This window comes from Paenibacillus alkaliterrae, assembly GCF_021532375.1.
Lineage (GTDB): Bacteria > Bacillota > Bacilli > Paenibacillales > Paenibacillaceae > Pristimantibacillus > Pristimantibacillus alkaliterrae.
Genome location: NZ_JAKGAP010000061.1, coordinates 1 through 15,877, shown reverse-complemented (window position 1 = coordinate 15,877; position 15,877 = coordinate 1). Strand labels below are relative to the sequence as shown.

Annotated in this window: 14 protein-coding genes and 1 pseudogene; 3 read left to right on the top strand and 12 right to left on the bottom strand. The window is 49.6% G+C overall.

All coding sequences use genetic code 11. From position 1 onward, the window contains the following. Positions 1 to 129: 129 nt before the first annotated feature. The 9 genes from L1N85_RS28030 to L1N85_RS21030 all read right to left on the bottom strand — a co-directional run bounded on the left by L1N85_RS28030 (position 130) and on the right by L1N85_RS21030 (position 12,275). Positions 130 to 420 carry an S-layer homology domain-containing protein gene (locus L1N85_RS28030; RefSeq protein WP_407946533.1) on the bottom strand — a complete coding sequence of 97 codons (291 nt, stop codon included), beginning with the start codon at positions 418 to 420 and terminating at the stop codon, positions 130 to 132. A 326-nt stretch (positions 421 to 746) separates the two neighbouring features. Further along, positions 747 to 1,904 (bottom strand): glycosyl hydrolase family 8, encoded by a 1,158-nt coding sequence (locus tag L1N85_RS21065; RefSeq protein ID WP_235241017.1) that lies wholly within the window; start codon positions 1,902 to 1,904, stop codon positions 747 to 749. A 29-nt stretch (positions 1,905 to 1,933) separates the two neighbouring features. Continuing rightward, positions 1,934 to 3,961, bottom strand: coding sequence for an alpha-glucuronidase family glycosyl hydrolase (locus tag L1N85_RS21060; protein WP_235241016.1), 2,028 nt, complete (start codon positions 3,959 to 3,961; stop codon positions 1,934 to 1,936). Between the two features lie 32 nt (positions 3,962 to 3,993). Further along, entirely contained in the window at positions 3,994 to 5,001 is a 1,008-nt protein-coding gene (locus L1N85_RS21055; protein WP_235241015.1) for an endo-1,4-beta-xylanase, read from the bottom strand. A 36-nt stretch (positions 5,002 to 5,037) separates the two neighbouring features. Further along, a complete protein-coding gene (locus tag L1N85_RS21050; RefSeq protein WP_235241014.1) occupies positions 5,038 to 5,982 on the bottom strand; it encodes a carbohydrate ABC transporter permease in 945 nt (314 codons plus the stop codon). A gap of 13 nt (positions 5,983 to 5,995) precedes the next feature. Then, entirely contained in the window at positions 5,996 to 6,958 is a 963-nt protein-coding gene (locus tag L1N85_RS21045) for an ABC transporter permease (RefSeq protein WP_235241013.1), read from the bottom strand. Between the two features lie 106 nt (positions 6,959 to 7,064). Next, positions 7,065 to 8,759: an extracellular solute-binding protein gene (locus L1N85_RS21040; RefSeq protein ID WP_235241012.1), complete on the bottom strand. Its 1,695-nt coding sequence runs from the start codon at positions 8,757 to 8,759 to the stop codon at positions 7,065 to 7,067. 170 nt (positions 8,760 to 8,929) lie between these two features. Continuing rightward, positions 8,930 to 10,690, bottom strand: coding sequence for a sensor histidine kinase (locus L1N85_RS21035; RefSeq protein ID WP_235241011.1), 1,761 nt, complete (start codon positions 10,688 to 10,690; stop codon positions 8,930 to 8,932). 16 nt (positions 10,691 to 10,706) lie between these two features. Then, positions 10,707 to 12,275 (bottom strand): response regulator transcription factor, encoded by a 1,569-nt coding sequence (locus tag L1N85_RS21030; RefSeq protein ID WP_235241010.1) that lies wholly within the window; start codon positions 12,273 to 12,275, stop codon positions 10,707 to 10,709. Between the two features lie 521 nt (positions 12,276 to 12,796). On the opposite strand from L1N85_RS21030, the gene L1N85_RS21025 reads away from it, so the two are divergent. Together L1N85_RS21025 and L1N85_RS21020 are read left to right on the top strand one after the other, a co-directional pair. After that, complete coding sequence (locus L1N85_RS21025) at positions 12,797 to 13,120, top strand: YtxH domain-containing protein (protein ID WP_235241009.1); 324 nt, start codon at positions 12,797 to 12,799, stop codon at positions 13,118 to 13,120. A 4-nt stretch (positions 13,121 to 13,124) separates the two neighbouring features. Beyond that, the gene (locus tag L1N85_RS21020; RefSeq protein WP_235241008.1) at positions 13,125 to 13,265 is read left to right on the top strand and encodes a hypothetical protein; all 141 of its coding nucleotides are present in this window, start codon (positions 13,125 to 13,127) and stop codon (positions 13,263 to 13,265) included. A gap of 235 nt (positions 13,266 to 13,500) precedes the next feature. Here L1N85_RS21020 and L1N85_RS21015 read toward each other — a convergent pair whose 3' ends face one another. From L1N85_RS21015 to L1N85_RS21005, 3 genes are read right to left on the bottom strand one after another with little or no spacing between them, the layout of a single operon-like run. Continuing rightward, positions 13,501 to 14,271 carry a sigma-70 family RNA polymerase sigma factor gene (locus L1N85_RS21015; protein ID WP_235241007.1) on the bottom strand — a complete coding sequence of 257 codons (771 nt, stop codon included), beginning with the start codon at positions 14,269 to 14,271 and terminating at the stop codon, positions 13,501 to 13,503. After that, positions 14,268 to 14,708, bottom strand: a complete 441-nt coding sequence (gene rsbW / locus L1N85_RS21010) for an anti-sigma B factor RsbW (protein WP_235241006.1) — start codon at positions 14,706 to 14,708, stop codon at positions 14,268 to 14,270. Before rsbW ends, L1N85_RS21015 begins: the two co-directional genes overlap by 4 nt. A 39-nt stretch (positions 14,709 to 14,747) precedes the next feature. Further along, positions 14,748 to 15,179, bottom strand: a complete 432-nt coding sequence (locus tag L1N85_RS21005) for a DUF948 domain-containing protein (protein WP_235241005.1) — start codon at positions 15,177 to 15,179, stop codon at positions 14,748 to 14,750. A gap of 306 nt (positions 15,180 to 15,485) precedes the next feature. On the opposite strand from L1N85_RS21005, the pseudogene L1N85_RS21000 reads away from it, so the two are divergent. After that, a pseudogene (locus tag L1N85_RS21000) lies at positions 15,486 to 15,877 on the top strand (RNA-guided endonuclease InsQ/TnpB family protein); the annotation flags it as partial.

The following is a 15,877-nucleotide window of genomic DNA, read 5'->3' as shown; positions in this document are numbered from 1 at the left end:
AATATGTATGTTGTTTTTTTATCGGAATTATCGGCTCAAATATTTACCAATTTCACAAAAAAATCATAAAAAAAGGCTATCTCTCTGCCATTTTACCGGCTTTGAGATGGCCTTTTTTTTGGGGAATTGCTATTCGAGGTTCCAAACGCGATGCAGGATCACGGCCGCCTGCGCGCGGGTTAGCATGTCTTTCGGCTGGATTTCTCCAGCGATACCGTTTACGATTCCGGCTGCGACGAGCGCTGCCGCGCTGTCGCTTGCAAAGTCAGCCACGCTCGAAGCGTCAGAGAAGCCGTTCAACGTTCCTTCCGCTTTGATCGGTCGGCCTGCCGCTTCCAGCGCACGCGCCGTCAGCGCCATCATTTCTTGGCGCGTTATCGGCGACGAAGGGCTGAAGCGGCTGCCGCCCGTGCCCTTCATCTTAGCTCTTCATCCGGAGTAGAAATACCTGAGGAAATATATAGCTTACTTAACAAATTTAAGTTTTTTTTGCAAAAAAAGAGCCCGCGACACCGCATTCTTAGCAGCGGCTATTTATCAGACTCACTAAATGAGGGGGGAAACTTATCTATTCTACATGAATTATACAGTTCGCCCCATTTTATGAGGGCTGTTTAGCGTGCTATGATGGATTTATCCATTAACTCCTCGCTCCCAAGCCCTGTTTAGCGCGCTTTGGTACAGCCTCAACAAAGCACACTTATGCCGCATCGGTGCGACACAAGCGTGCTAAATAAAGAGGTAAACTACTCTTTATCAGAGAATTTATTCGGCAGCCAAATGCGGTATTTGCCGCTCAAAGCCAGCATGGCAAACATATATAAACAGTTGTCATAATATCTGCGCACGCCGGTGCGAACCGGTGTATTCCAGAGCAGCTCCACATTGGCGCGTGCATGCGGTCCGTCAGCGGCAAGCGATGCCATTGCGTTCGTCGCAATCAAGCCGACGGGATGAAGCGACTTCTCCTCGAACGGCTCGCCTGAGACTGTATACCTGCGGTAATCGTCCGGCTGTTTGTCAGCGAAAAACGATTGAAGCTTGTTCGTTTCCTCGACCTCCCATGCATCCCCCCGGAACCATTCCCAATCCAATCCGACATTGCACGCCACCCGGTATGAATCGCTGAAGAAATGCCCGTAGCCCTTGTCGTTATTCGGCGTTCCATCGTAGTGAGCGTATTCCGGCGCCAGCCCCGTTACCGGGTGGCACGAAATTTTCAAATATTCCCGACTTGCCGTCGCCGCCTGTTTCCAGAACGCGCGATCCTCCGCATAGGCATACAAAGCGAACAGCTCGTAAAAATGCGGCAGATGATAGGATGGATCTGAAAATTCGCAGTCCGGAATAAACTTGATCAGCTTGTTGTCCGGGTTCCACATCGGATAGCCGTCGCCGTTCTCTCCCTTATGAATGCAAGTCCGCAGCAAATCGCGAGCCTGCTTGCCATAATCGAACGGGGGCGGTCCTTCCTGCCAGCGATGGGAGGCGAACAGCAGCGCCAGCGCAAAAAATTCCTCGCCGTCGGGTGCCGGGCCATTCGCATTTCGCGAGCCGTCAGTGCTGCACGACCACGCGAAATAACCGGCGTGCAGTCCATCCGTCATGTACATATGGTCCATCGTCCATTTCCAAAGACGGTCGAATACGTCCTTCCGGTCCATTTGCACAGCTATCATCATACCGTAGGACATGCCCTCGGTCCGTACGTCCAAGTTGCCGGTATCGAGGAAATACGCTTTATCGTCGCCGGCCTCGTAATAAATTCGCGTATCTTCATTGCCTTCGAACAGCTCGTTCCACGTATGCTGAACCCTTGCTTCGATTTCCGCAGCCCCGTAACCGCATTCCAGAAACAGGTTGCGGTATTGCCCCGTATAAAAAGCGCCTAATTTCTCCGGCATTTCAAATCCCTCCTGATGTAAACCTCCTATTAATAAATCATCCGGCCAAGCTTATCTGAAATGCCCGATTTGCGCAGAAAGTAGGAGTTAATGATGTCGCGCCATTCCTTCGCGTGCTCGGCCTGCTCCTGCAGCCGTTCAAGCACTTCCGCGAATCGGCTTTCGTCCATTAAGCCTTCAAGCTGCCGCCAAACGGCGACAAGCCCTTCAGCTTGCTTCGCGCCGTCGAAATGCGTGTTGTAGATATGTTGAATGACCGTTTCCCCGGATCGAAGCGCATGCGTATAAGGAACGTGATGGAAGAAGAGCAGCAACTCATCCGGACACGTCTCCAGCGTATCGTACATCGAGGCGTTCGGCTCAAAATATTGCTGCGAATAGGCCGTCCCCGTCTCTCGCGTGCGATCGACTCCGATGCCGACGCAGTCGGCATAATGGTAGGTGCCCCACAATGAGTATTCGTAGCCGTCCACGTTCGGCCCGTAATGGTGACCCGGATTAACCATCCAGCCGACACCGAGCGGAGCCGTATAGTTTTCATAGATGCGCCAAGAACGTACTAACATGTCCAACACCGTCTCTGCTACCTTTGGCTCCGCGCCGAATGTCATACGCGCCCATTCATCGGCGATACCTTCTGCCGACAGCTCCGAATTCCAGCTGATTCGGCCGAAGCCGTAAAGGTTCGCTTGCGCGAGAAGATGTCCCGTCCAATTATCGTCGTTCCCAATATTGGATACGGCCGTAATGCCTGCGATGAGCGATTTGACCGGGGTGCCTTCACCTTTGGCATACGTATCGAAATCGAGCGCTTCCTTCCATTGCGGCACGAGGTAACATAAGTGGCGCTGCTGACCGGTGTATTCCTGGGTCAATTGGAATTCCATCATGTGACGCGTCCGATCCATGGAACCGAACAACGGAGATACGGGCTCACGAACCTGAAAATCCATCGGACCGTTCTTGATTTGCAAGATGACATTGTCCTTGAATTTGCCGTCGAGCGGCTTGAAATGATCATATGCCGCACGGGCGCGGTCCGTCTTCCGGTCACGCCAGTTTTGCATGCAGTTGTACACGAAGCAGTGCCATATAACAACGCCGCCGTAAGGCTCCAGCGCCTCAGCCAGCATGTTCGCGCCTTCGGCGTGATCGCGTCCGTACGTAAACGGTCCCGGGCGATGCTCGGAGTCCGCCTTGACGACGAAGCCGCCGAAGTCGGGAATGTGCGCGTAAACGTTCGCGGCAGCCCCCTTCCACCAGGCGCCAACGGAAGGATCCAGCGGGTCTGCGGTCGTTAGGCCGCCGATCGTGATCGGAGCAGCATAGTTCGCACTGAGATACAGTTGAATGCCGTACAAACGGAACGTACCCGCGACGTCCGCCACGTCGTTCAAGAAAGAATCGTCAATCAGCTTTGATTCAACCTCATGCACGTTGACGTTGTTGATCGTTAAGCCGTTAATCCCGACGGAAGCGAGCAAGCGCGCGTAATCGGCAATTCTTCCGCGGTCCGCGACGAACTTGTTTTGATCGAAGAAAATTGACTGGCCTGCGTATCCCCGCTCGACCGATCCGTCCATATTGTCCCAATGATTGATCATTCGCAGCCTATGCTTCGGAGTCTCGATGATATGAAGTTCCTCCGTTTCCTCCCCTAAAGCAAGGAAACGCAGCAAATGAAAGCAGCCATACAGCACGCCGCGCTCCGCTCTGCCGGCGATGACGAGCCGTTCGCCGCGCTCGTCTGAAACCGTTCGCATGAAATATCCATCCTCGGGCAAGTCAGACGCTTCCTCGCGTTCATCCGGCGTCAACAAGACGCTGGCCGCCGTTCCAATAACGATTTGCTTTGACGGTCCTAGCTCTGCGGCTATAGCAGGCCGCAGGCCGAGCATCCGCCGGATGCCCGATCTCAGCTCATCCACCGCCGTATTCAGCACCTCGCCCTGCTCTGAAACGACGAGACGCGCACACCACGAACGATATTCATTTGCTCGCCCGCTATTCTTGACAGGCTCGTATTGAAGCCAGCATTCGTATGATGGATGACGCATCGTTGCTCCTCCTTTCTTTGTCTTTCATTTCACTACCCCTCCACAACGCGCCAGAACGCTTTCTTCGGCTGCTGCTGTTCATCGAAGAGCAGCGGCCAATTTTTGCGGCTCCGCACGGGGAAATAATCAAGCCACGTATAATCGTCGGCCGCGCCCCAGAACGTTACCGCCGTAATATGCTGCTCGTATTCGCGGAACAGCTTGAAAAACTGTTCGTACCGCTCCGTTAACAGCTCGTTCATCTGCTCCGTCGGCGCGGTCAAATCGGTTCGGCGGTCACCATGCTCGAATACGGAAACGTCCATTTCCGTTATTTGCAGTTGAAGCCCGAGAGACGCATACAGCTCGATTGCGCTGCGAATGTCGTCCAGACCGGGATTTGTGATATTCCAGTGCGCCTGCAGCCCCACACCGTTAATCGGTACTCCGCGGTCGACCAACCCTTTGACCAGCGTATAAATTTTTTCACGCTTGGCGGGATGGCTCTCGTTGTAATCGTTGTAGAACAGCAGCGCGTTCGGGTCCGCTTCATGCGCATATTCGAAAGCCTTCGCAATGAAACCTTCTCCCGCGATGTCGAGCCACTTTGACTGACGCAATAGCTCCGTCCCCTCGTCTGCGATCACCTCGTTAACGACGTCCCAAGCGTAAATGCTGTCCTTGTACCGGCTTACGACGGTGTCGATATGCGATTTCATGCGTGCAAGCAGCGTTTTGGCGTCGACCGTACCGCCTTTGGCGTCCTGGAACAGCCAGTCCGGCGTTTGGTTATGCCATACCAGCGTATGCCCTCTGAGCTTCATGCCTTGGGTTTTGGCGAAAGAGGCAATTTCATCCGCTTTCTCGAACGTATACGTATCCTCCAAGGGATGAAGGCTCTCAAACTTCATCTCATTTTCCGGCGTGACGCTGTTAAAGTGATAGGCCAGAAGCTCCCGCTGCGTCTGTATCGTTCTTGCATTGACAGCGGCACCGATATCGAACGATTGGCTGAATGCTTCGTACAATTTTGGAATGATGCGATGGTTGGAATCTCCCATGATTTGTTCCTCCTCTTATCAGGTGTTGCTCGAACATTAACCCTTGACGCCGCCTACCATCATACCTTTGACGAAATATTTTTGAAGGAACGGATACACGATAATGATCGGCACGCTCGCGACGATCGTCATCGTGGCGCGTACTGCCATTGGCGTTACAGAATTTGCTGCCTCATTGTCCGCATTCGCGAACGCATCGCTTGCCGTCCGGGCAGATAATGAAGCGTTCGAGTTTTGCAAAATCTTCTGCAGCTCGTATTGCAAGGTGCTTAACTTCTGATGGGACGAATTATACAGGAATACGTCGAACCATGAATTCCACTGATATACGGCTGTAAAGAGCGCTACTGTGGCTAACACCGGTACGCAAAGCGGCAGCACGATTTTTATGAAAGTCGTGAAATCGCCGGCACCGTCGATGCGCGCGGATTCCAGGATGCTCTCCGGCAGCCCGTCGATAAAGGAGCGGATAATAATCAGATTAAATACGCCGATGAGGCCGGGAATAATGTACACCGAGAACGTGCCGAGCATGCCGAGCTCACGAATGAGCAGGAAGTTCGGTATTAATCCGCCATTGAAATACATCGTCAAAATAAACGCAAGCGTCACGAATTTGCGGAGAACATAGTCCTGCCGGGTAATCGTGTAGGCGACCATCGCCGAACAGAATACGGTGACCGCCGTGCCAATTAAGCTTCGAAGCACCGAAATCATCGTTGCATGAAACACGCTCGCTTCTTTGAATACATAAGCATAGTTATCCAATGTAAACAATCTTGGCCAAAAATAGATGCCGCCGCGGATTGTATCATTTGCTTGATTTAGAGAGATCGCCGCCGTGTTCAAGAAAGGATACAACGTGACGACCATGAGCAGAACCAAGAAGGTATAGTTGCAAATGTCGAAAATCTGGTCTTCGCGCGATGAAGATATGCGATCCGCCTTCCTCGGCTTCGACGAAGTAGCTGCTGTTGCCATGATCTGATCCTCCTTAGAACAATCTGGATTCGCCCATTCGCTTCGCCAAGTAGTTCGCAGCGAACAATAAAATAAAGCTGACTACGGTTTTAAACATACCCGCAGCGACCGAGAGCGAGAAATTGCCTTGTGCGATACCGTATTTGAGAACGAAAATATCGATAACTTCGGAATAGTCAACGTTCATGCCGTTGCCGAGCAAGTATTGCGGTTCAAAGCCCGCTTCGAGCAAATGCCCGATTTGCATGATCAGCAATACGATGATAACCGGCTTAATGCCTGGCAGCGTAATGTATCCGATGCGTTGGAACCGATTCGCGCCATCCATCTTGGCAGCCTCATACTGGGCCGGGTCAATCATCGTCATGGCGGCCAAATAGACGATCGTATTCCAGCCGACATCCTTCCAAACCGAGGAGGCCCCGAACAGCCCCCAAAAATATTCCCCTATGCCGAGGAACAATATTTCGTTGCCTTTATCCACCCATCCGAACCAAATCAGCAATTCATTAATGATTCCGTCGGGCGACAACGTCGTTTGCACGATGCTGGCCGCAACGACCCAGGAAATAAAGTGAGGCAAATAGCTGACCGTCTGAACGACGCGCTTGAAATAGACATGCCGCACTTCATTCAACAATAAGGCAAGCACAATGGCTGTAACGAAGCCGAGCACAAGATTTATCGTGCTCATTGCAAGCGTGTTGCGCAAAACGCGTAAAAACCGTTCATCCTGAAACAAAAACGCAAAATGCTCGAAGCCTATCCATTGCTGATCAAAGAAGCCTTTGGCCGGCTTGAATTTTTGAAACGCGATCGTCCAGCCCCACAGCGGCAAATATTTAAATACAAATAACCATATAAGAAAAGGAACAGACATCAAGACAAGGGCGCGCTGCTGAACCAGTTTCGTGAAAAAACCCGCCGGTTTTTTGGATAACGTCTTGGGAGACGCCGTCAGTGTTGTGTTCTCCATATCTTTCTTCTCCTTCCGGCACCGATTCGGGATAAATAAGGAGAAAAGGCCGGACTCGAGGCTCATTTTGAACCTTTGCAGGCCGGCCTTTCCATTGCTGCTGCATTTAGTTTCCTTTAGCCAAATCGATAAGCTTCTTCACTTCTTCTGTTGTCCATTGCTCATATTGTTCCTTATCGAGCTTGCCCATTTCGCCTGCATATTCAGCCCAGACGGCTTCAAATTCCGCAGGTGTGGCAAGTACGAGTCTAGGGAAGTACTTCTTCGTAATTTCATCGCTCTTCGTTGTGAAAATTTGCTGCGGCGAGCCTTGTTCCTTCGGAATCGCCCATGCCGGGAACCAAGGGCGATCATCCGGTTTTGCAAACAACTCCGAATACGTTTTTACACCATACTTTTCAAGGATCGCTTTATCTGCGTCCGTTAGGCTCATTTGGAATACTTCCGCTTGCACGCCTGGCTGCACCGCATTTCCGTCCGACAAGGAAGAGCCGTTGCCCCACTGCGGCCAGTTCCACGAATAGTATTTGAAACCGAACGTTTCGTTGAACGTCTCATCAATCTTGGCAATTTGCTCCGGCGTCCGGTACATGCGGCCGTTTTCGTTCACTTCGTACGTCTCGCCTTTGATTCCCCAGCTGCGGAGAATTTGGTTTTCCTCTTTAAGCAGGTTGTCGAAATATTGAATAATGCGGACCGGATCTTTCGCACTGACCGTGATGCCCATTCCGCGGTTTTTAACGAAGCCCGGCGGATCCAGGTATTGATCCTTCTGACCGTCGAATGTAACCGGAAGCGGGAAGTAGCGAAGTCCGTCTTTCGACGGGTCCGCTTTCGCGGCATCCCTCAAATTGTTTGTCGCGTTGCCAATTTGCCAGCCGTAGTCGAAGAAACCAAGTACTTTACCGGAAGTCATCTTCGCAAGATATTGATCGTAATTATCGACGAAGGACGCCTTGTCGATCATGCCTTTCGCATTAATTTCGTTCAACTTCTGCAGCCAGCGTTTCGTGGAGTCGGCTGCCGCATAGGTTTTTGCTTCGAATGTGTTCATGTCTATAATGACGCCGCCATCGTTCGGGTAGCCTTCCAAGTGCATCGGAGGGTTCGACGTTGCGAAAAATCTCCAATCGTGAGTAAGGGCCATGAAGCCGGTCAGGTCTTCTTCCTTATGCTTGTTCATGTAGTCCTCAATCAGTTTGAAGTAGTCGTCCAGCTTGTTGATCTTCGGATAGCCTGCTTCTTCCAATATGCGGCGTTGTACCCAGAATGCTCCTTGACCAATCGAAGGATCGGGGATATACTCGCCGACTACGTTGGAGAACGGAATGAAATAGATATTTCCGTCAGCCGCTTTCATTTGTTCAAAATAAGGACCGTACACTTTCTTGATGTTCAGCCCATGCTCCTCGATCAAGTCGTTCAACGCGATGAACGCACCAGCGTCAAGCACTTTATCGATCGCTGCATCCGGGATCAAAACATCCGGATACTCGTTGGAGGCGATCATCGTACCGACTTTTGTATTGAGGTCGCCGACCAAGTGTTCAATTTTGAAGTTAACCCCCGTTTGGTCTTCAAGTAATTTACCGATTGTCGTTTCGTTCGTGTTGACGTCCTTCGCCGCTGCGGCAGCGTTAAAGTACGAGAAGGTCACTTTTTCAAGCGGCGCTTCCTCTGTTTCCCCCGATGGCGCGTTCGCATTTTTGTTCGCCGCCGGCGCTTCCGTATTTCCATTTCCGTTGCTGCAAGCTGTAAAAAGCATGGCGAAGATGAAGCTGCAAAGTATCCATTTCTTCATGTTTGAAGCAATCCCCTTTCAACAGTCATTGTTTTGTAAGCACTTTCAGTATAGAATGAAAACGATTTCCCTGTTACCCCGCAAACTAAAGGTTTTACTTTCAAAAACAAACAACTTAACGGCAGCGCGGATCGATATCGGGGGTTCCGACACTCGATCCGCGTTAGATTTTATATTTTTTTGCCGCTTCGCTCCGGTACGCGTATATGGACCAGCGTCCCTTCTCCCGGAGAGCTTGTTATTTCGAAATCGGCTTCACCGTTGAAATACATTTGCAACCGGTAATAGATGTTTTTGATACCTACGTTGTCCCCCATCTCTTCGCTCTCATGCATCGACCTCATCATCCGTCCAAGCTCCTCCGCGTTCATGCCGACGCCGTTATCCTTTACGGTAAAGTATAGCGAACCGCCCTTATGCTCGATTCTAATATCGATCAGCCCTTCTTCCTTGATCGGCTCGATGCCGTGAATGCTCGCATTCTCCACCAATGGCTGAAGCATCATTTTAGGAATGATACAGCTATATGCGGAATCGTCCACCTCGATTCGATAGTTCAGCTTGTCGGCAAAGCGATACTTTTGAATTTCTAAAAAGCAGAGCACCAAATCCATCTCTTCCCGGATGCTGACCCAATCCTTGCCCCATTGCAGCGATTTTCGGAATATCTTTGCCATATTGTGAATGATTTTAGCCGTTTCCACTTCGTTTTTCATCATGCTCCGCGTTCGAATGGTCGCAAGCGCGTTAAACAGGAAATGGGGGTTGATTTGGCTTTGCAGCGCATGCAGCTGCGCTTGATTCCGTTTCAGCTCAAGGTCCTTCTTCTGGATATCAGCGACGTAGACGTCGTCAATCAAGGTTTTAATTTGCAAGGTCATCCGGTTGAATTCGCTTGTGAGCTGCCCGATTTCGTCCCGGTGATCCCCGTACGCTACCGTTTGGAAGGAGCCGTGCTTCACCTTCTTCATATGCCTCAGCAGTCCGACGAGGCGGGTGCTCAGCGAATTCATAATCCATACGATGATCAGCGTCGGAACCAATATATTAGTCAGAGCCAAATAATAAACGAATGCTTTAGACTTCCGAACCTCCTCCAGCACCTTCTGTTCAGACATCGCAAGCACGATCGACCATTCGCCGAAATTGTTGATGCTGGAATAACGTTCTTCAAAAAGAAAAGAATCGTTTGTCAATAAGGCTGGCGAATAAACGGCCTTTTGAAACACCCAATCGATATCGCGCCGGTTCGAATAGTGGATCACGTTGTCCTCGTCAATCAAGAAGACGTCGCCATCCAGTGCGATAGAGCTGAACACCTGCCTGATCGCATCGGCGTGAATATCGATTTTTACGATTTTTTGCCACTCATTCTGATCGGCGGAATAATTAAGCTTTCGAATGACGCTGTACATATTTTCATGACCGAACGCGCCCATTTCGCTGTTGCGGACAACGATCGGATAGGTCGTCTGATTGATTTCCCGGTACCACTCGGCATTTTCAACCTTTTCCGTGATCGGTATGACGTATCCTCCGCCTATGATGGTCGGATTGTCCGTAAATATCGTAATTTGCTTTATGGATTTATATACCGGACTGTATTTGTTCAAAATCCAAACGATGTCGGTATTGTAGCTGTCTACATATTCACCGTCGGTTTTGTATATTCTCTCCAAGCTTTCGTTTAAGAAGTAATCCGTGTTTAACACCGCGGAGATTCCAAGCGCGATATCGATTTGGGAACGAAGGTCGTTCCTTGCCTTCTCGACTGTGATGGCGATATCCTTCATTTTTTGGTTTTTGACGTTGTTCGTCGTAACGTTATAAAAGATCACATTGGTCAGTACGATCGGGATCAGCACGCATAAAAAATAGATGAGCAGCATTTTGTCCCGCAGCTTCACATGATTTAAGCTCAGTTTCGGCATGTAGAACCACCAGACCTTATTTATTGGATTTCATGGCGCTGCGGTATTCGCTCGGTGTCTTCTGCTCCGCCTTCTCGAACTGGGTCACGAAATAGTCCGCGTTGTTATAGCCGATTTTATCCGCGATTTCGTACACGCGAAGCCCCGTCTGACGAAGCAGACGTTTCGCTTCTTTCATGCGGGTTTGAAGCAAAAACTCATTGAAATAGACGCCGTATGTTTTCTTGAACAGCTGTCCCAAATAGACCGGATTCATATAAAAAACAGCCGCTATGCTTTTTAGACTCAGGTTTTGATCGTAATGCTCCTCGATATATTGTTTGATCTTTTGAATGCTGCCTTTCGTATTATTTTTTCGAAGCTCTGCGATATAAGCCGAGCTTTCCTGAACAAAGCTTATAAACCTGGCTTTAAGTCCTTGTAAAGTAGCGGGCGTCTGCGACCAGGTGTGCATCGCATCCAACGACAGCAATTCGTTTTTATCGCCCTGCATGCTTTCAATGATCCGCACGACGCCGAAGAAGAACCGGGTTATCGTCCTAACCACCGCATCCGGCGCATAACGCTCCGTTAGGAATCTTTCAAAGATTTCGTCAATCATGCGAGACACAGCCAACGGATCATTCTCTTCGATCGCTACCATTAACCTCGCAACCGAACTGTCGTCCATCTCCAGGTATTTGACCGGGCAGCCTTCCATTTCCTCGAACAGCAGCGGCCCGTTGCCGGCCGAGGCGTATTTATGCCTCCATGCTTCGCCGGCCGTTCGAAACGACTCGGGGATGAGCTCAGCCGCTGATACCGCCTTCCCTCCGTAAAGAATAACATTCGCGCCTAGTTGGTCGCGAAGCCGCTGCTGCAGAAGAACGGCAAACTGCTTCCAGCAGCGTTCATGCCGCGTCCAGCTTTGTTTTCCCGCCACAAACCCGAACACGCCCCGCTGCCGCTCATGGACATAGATAGACTCTTGGCCGATTGCGGAAGCGATCGCGTCAGCAACGTCCGTCTTCCATCGTCCTTCCGAATAGTCATGAGCAAGCTGAAGGTCGTTGAGTTCTACGTCGAAATAACGCAGCTCCTCATCGTCCCTCAGCCCCATTGCCCGCATCATATCGGGAGACAAATCCTTTTCCAGCGTTCCCGTCAATAGACTTTCGAAGAAGGATTGGCCCAGCAACCGCGCCCGGTCCGCTTGAAACTGCATGTTTCTGCTTAGCGTTTCGCTCAAGGTTTGAAGCGTCTGCTCCATTTCCTCCTCGTCGATCGGCTTCAAAATAAAGTCATTAACGCCGAAACGAACCGCCTTCTGCGCATATTTAAAATCGCCGTACCCGCTGACGATAATAAACGAGGGCTCCGCTTTCTTCCTCTCCTTCACCGCCCGTATCAGCTCCAGTCCGTCCAGCACCGGCATCCGAATGTCGGTAACGACCAAATCCGGCTGGGTCTGCTCGATCACATGCAGCGCCTCTTCGCCGTTCGCAGCCTCGGCTACAATATCGAATCCATATTTATTCCAGTCGGTAAATTGCTTTAAGCCCTGTCTCGCGTACAATTCATCGTCAACCAAAACTACCTTGAACATCATTCGTCCCCCTTGACGCCATTGTCTTCATTCGGCTGGATATTCGCTCAAGTTCGCTGATGCCTTGCCGGTTAGCTATCCTATCTATATAACTCATGGTTCATTAAGTCTTGGTTCATTAAGTCTTGGTTCATTAAGTCTTGGTTCATTAACTCCTTACACTTTTAGTAACCGTTTTCATTCCTTTTAAGTATACTGCAATCCCATATGCACTTAACTGCAAAAAGTATAGCTTCTCCTTAGTTTACTATATACCGACCTTTATTGCCTTGGGAAATCCTGCTCAACCGCTATCCGTTTCTTGCCGATTGCCGCGTTACTTGATACGTTGCTCTATCGTGGACAAATCCAGCAACTTCGCTCTCCTGAGGTTCTGACATTTCGGAAAAGGTAAGCGTGGCTTCCTTGGAAATCGATAAGTCTGCGCTTGCCTCTCGTCTGCTAATGCTTTGTTTCAAACAAGCGGATATCGTTTAAATACTATTATGAAATTGAAATTCTTATAAAAGGAGAGATGAAACATGTCACAACAGCAAACAAGCAACGGCCTATTGTTGGGAGCAATCGTAGGAGGTGCCATCGGCGCGATTTCAGCATTGCTGCTAGCGCCGAAATCGGGTGCGAAGTTCCGCGAGGATCTCGCAAATACATGCCAAGCCATCAGCCAGAAAACGAAAGATATCGCCTCAAACGTAGGTCAAAGCACGAAGGACTTCGCTAGCACCATCAAAGAGGAGGCCACTGAGATGGTGGACCATGCCAAGCAATCTAATCAGAAGGTGATGGACTCCCTCTCCACGACCAAAGAAGACGTTAAGGACGAGCTTAATACGACTGGGAGTTAAAGCCATGAAAGAGGAGCTCAAGGAGACAACCAATTCCATGGCGCCCACGGTGAAAGAAATGGTCAAGCTCGGCAAAGATATGGATAAAATGAAAACGAACACGGAAATTATCGAGAATGGCATGATCCCTGATCCGAAGCAATAATGGGTAAGCGAACCGAGTGGAGCCGCCATATGGCAAAAGCTCGTTTCGCTATGTAATAGCAGCTGAAACATAAAAGCGAGGCTGACCAAAGACAGCATATGCTGCGCAGGTCGGCCTCATTATTCCTCAAATTTCATCTGACTTATGCAACTCGTCCCATTCTCGAGTCACATTTGGCGCGCTATACTGGATTTCTCCACTAACTCCGCCCTTTCGAACCACTTCTGGTGCGCAACTAACCGCCGCTTTCGGCCAGCAAAACCTTCAGCTTCTCGATCGCGCGCCTCTGTATTCGGGATACGCTCATCTGCGATACGCCAAGCTCATCGGCAATATCACGCTGCGATTTCCCGTGATGGTAGGCCATAATAAGTACCGTCTTCTCTTCTTCCTTCAACTGATCCAGCGCCTCCTCCAGATCCAGACGATTATCAACGTTCTGATAATCGTCTTTGTCCGAGCCGATAAGATCGCCTATCGTAGCTGCGCTCTCGCCTTCGCTCGATAGCGGCGTATCGAGCGAGACATAGTGGTACGATTCACGGCAGGAAAGCACCTCGATCGTTTCCTCGACCGACAGCTCCAGATGCGCCGCAATTTCTTCTATTTTCGGCGAATGCCCGAGCTCAACCGTCAAATGGTCAATCGCCTGCTGAATAAGCAGGCCCTTCTCTTTGATTCGTCTCGGCACCTGAATATACCAGGATTTGTCGCGCAAATAATTTTTCAGATGTCCGATTATGCTCTTCATCGCATAACCCTCGAACGGGATTTCGCGGGAGCTGTCATACTGCTTGAATAAGCGCAGCAGGGAAAGCTGTCCGACCTGATAGAGATCCTCATAGAGGTCAGGCCGGCTGCGGGACATTTTGTTAGCAGCCATCTTCACGATTGGTTCAAAGTGCTGCAGTAATAACGTTGCCGTATCATTACAATCCGTTTCCTGATACAGTTTCATCTTCGCAATCAAGGCTTCCGTATCCAGACAGGATGAATTCGACTTCATGCCATCTCCTCTTTCCTACCAATTAGCTTGGTGAGAATCACCTCTGTGCCTCTTTCCGTAAGCACTTCAACCCGGTCCATCAGAGCATGCATCATAAAGATGCCAAGCCCGCCCGCCGTCACTTCGCTTAGCTCTTTATCGTGCAGGGAAGCATGCTCATGGTCTGAATGCTCGTATTTAAAGCTGCTTCCCTCATCCTTTATGTGAATCGAAAGGCCTTCCTCCCCTACCTCAAACCGAATAGCTATAGACCCCGGCTGTTGATTGCTGTACGCATAAAGCACGACGTTTGTACAGGCCTCCGTGACCGCGACCTTCATATCTTCAATTTCTTCATAGGAAAAGCCCAATTTATTTGCAAATCCAAATAATGTGAGTCTGACCATATCGACATATTCCGCTTTCGCCGGAACCGTTAAGCTGATGATTGGATTCATAGTCGTCTTCTATCCTCTCTTGTATGTTTCTATTATAACTTATATTTTTTTTACTTTATTCCATATTCGAATACTGGAAATAATTCCGTCATAAAGCGTACTCAGCATCATGGGCTCCCTCAACGGCTTCTGTCTCTCTTTTTTCAAAGCAGCCGTTAAGCTTGCCGCCGACTCCCTCGCAGCTCCAGTGAATGCATGAATCGCATGCCCGATATCATTTACCGAGGTAAAGATCATATCGAGCGACCTAAGCTTCGAACGAACATCCATCGTCATAGCGTTCGTGTGATGAACCGCCTCTTTCACGTCCACGCTGATTTGCGATACCTCCTCCCGGAGCTGTCCGATCGTTTTCTTGGTTTCCTCCAAAGCACCCGTCAACGTTTTCAAAGTCTGGACTAAAAAATACATCAGCACTACAAAAGCGACCGCTATAACTGCAACACTGATTTGTAAGATTGAATCCATCATGATCACCGCTTCCTTTTATTCATTAGTTACCCTGTAAATCATAAATTGAAACAGTCCATCGGCATTCCGCCATGCATGCGAGAAAGGACGGAAATTGTCCTATCTACCATCCATGTTATAATAGATGTTATCTATCAATTTTCGCTGAGAGGACTCCCACTTCTGCAAGTGGCGAGGTGAATCGGCGACCTCCTGAATACGCCCTCAAGAAGATCTTTCCTTCCATATTTATTAGCGGTATAATAAAATTATAGGGAACATACATTCGTGTTTTTTTGTATTTTATGGCTGGAAGGAGGTGAAGTCATGTCAGATTCAAAGTCCACGTACAGGACCCATCAAGTGTGGATCAAACCTGGCCATCGGTTGTTTGCGTACCTGGATCAAGCGTGTCAGAATGCCAAAAATCTGTATAACACGACCAACTTTTACATCCGACAGGTGTTTACTTCCTTTGGACGGAATGAGCCATTGCAGCCGCTGCAACAACAAGTGATGCAAACATTGGAAGCGCATATTGATGCGATGAATGAACGGCTAAGCGAGAAGAATCGTTCCCGTCCGTTCATGCTTCCTTCGCAGGAGAAGCCATTTGTGTATTGCAATTTCTTGGACGCTTTATTCAAAGTGATGGAGCAAACCGATTATCGCGCACTTCCTGCGCAGAGCAGTCAAGGAATTATGAAGGTTGTGTTCCA

What these genes read in the sequence shown, in the direction of transcription:
- L1N85_RS28030 (WP_407946533.1), bottom strand. Translation starts at nt 420, where the DNA reads ATGAAGGGCACGGGCGGCAGCCGCTTCAGCCCTTCGTCGCCGATAACG.
- L1N85_RS21045 (WP_235241013.1), bottom strand. Translation starts at nt 6,958, where the DNA reads ATGGAGAACACAACACTGACGGCGTCTCCCAAGACGTTATCCAAAAAA.
- L1N85_RS21025 (WP_235241009.1), top strand. Translation starts at nt 12,797, where the DNA reads ATGTCACAACAGCAAACAAGCAACGGCCTATTGTTGGGAGCAATCGTA.
- L1N85_RS21035 (WP_235241011.1), bottom strand. Translation starts at nt 10,690, where the DNA reads ATGCCGAAACTGAGCTTAAATCATGTGAAGCTGCGGGACAAAATGCTG.
- rsbW (WP_235241006.1), bottom strand. Translation starts at nt 14,708, where the DNA reads ATGAATCCAATCATCAGCTTAACGGTTCCGGCGAAAGCGGAATATGTC.
- L1N85_RS21055 (WP_235241015.1), bottom strand. Translation starts at nt 5,001, where the DNA reads ATGGGAGATTCCAACCATCGCATCATTCCAAAATTGTACGAAGCATTC.
- L1N85_RS21030 (WP_235241010.1), bottom strand. Translation starts at nt 12,275, where the DNA reads ATGTTCAAGGTAGTTTTGGTTGACGATGAATTGTACGCGAGACAGGGC.
- L1N85_RS21040 (WP_235241012.1), bottom strand. Translation starts at nt 8,759, where the DNA reads ATGAAGAAATGGATACTTTGCAGCTTCATCTTCGCCATGCTTTTTACA.
- L1N85_RS21020 (WP_235241008.1), top strand. Translation starts at nt 13,125, where the DNA reads ATGAAAGAGGAGCTCAAGGAGACAACCAATTCCATGGCGCCCACGGTG.
- L1N85_RS21050 (WP_235241014.1), bottom strand. Translation starts at nt 5,982, where the DNA reads ATGGCAACAGCAGCTACTTCGTCGAAGCCGAGGAAGGCGGATCGCATA.
- L1N85_RS21065 (WP_235241017.1), bottom strand. Translation starts at nt 1,904, where the DNA reads ATGCCGGAGAAATTAGGCGCTTTTTATACGGGGCAATACCGCAACCTG.
- L1N85_RS21005 (WP_235241005.1), bottom strand. Translation starts at nt 15,179, where the DNA reads ATGATGGATTCAATCTTACAAATCAGTGTTGCAGTTATAGCGGTCGCT.
- L1N85_RS21060 (WP_235241016.1), bottom strand. Translation starts at nt 3,961, where the DNA reads ATGCGTCATCCATCATACGAATGCTGGCTTCAATACGAGCCTGTCAAG.
- L1N85_RS21015 (WP_235241007.1), bottom strand. Translation starts at nt 14,271, where the DNA reads ATGAAGTCGAATTCATCCTGTCTGGATACGGAAGCCTTGATTGCGAAG.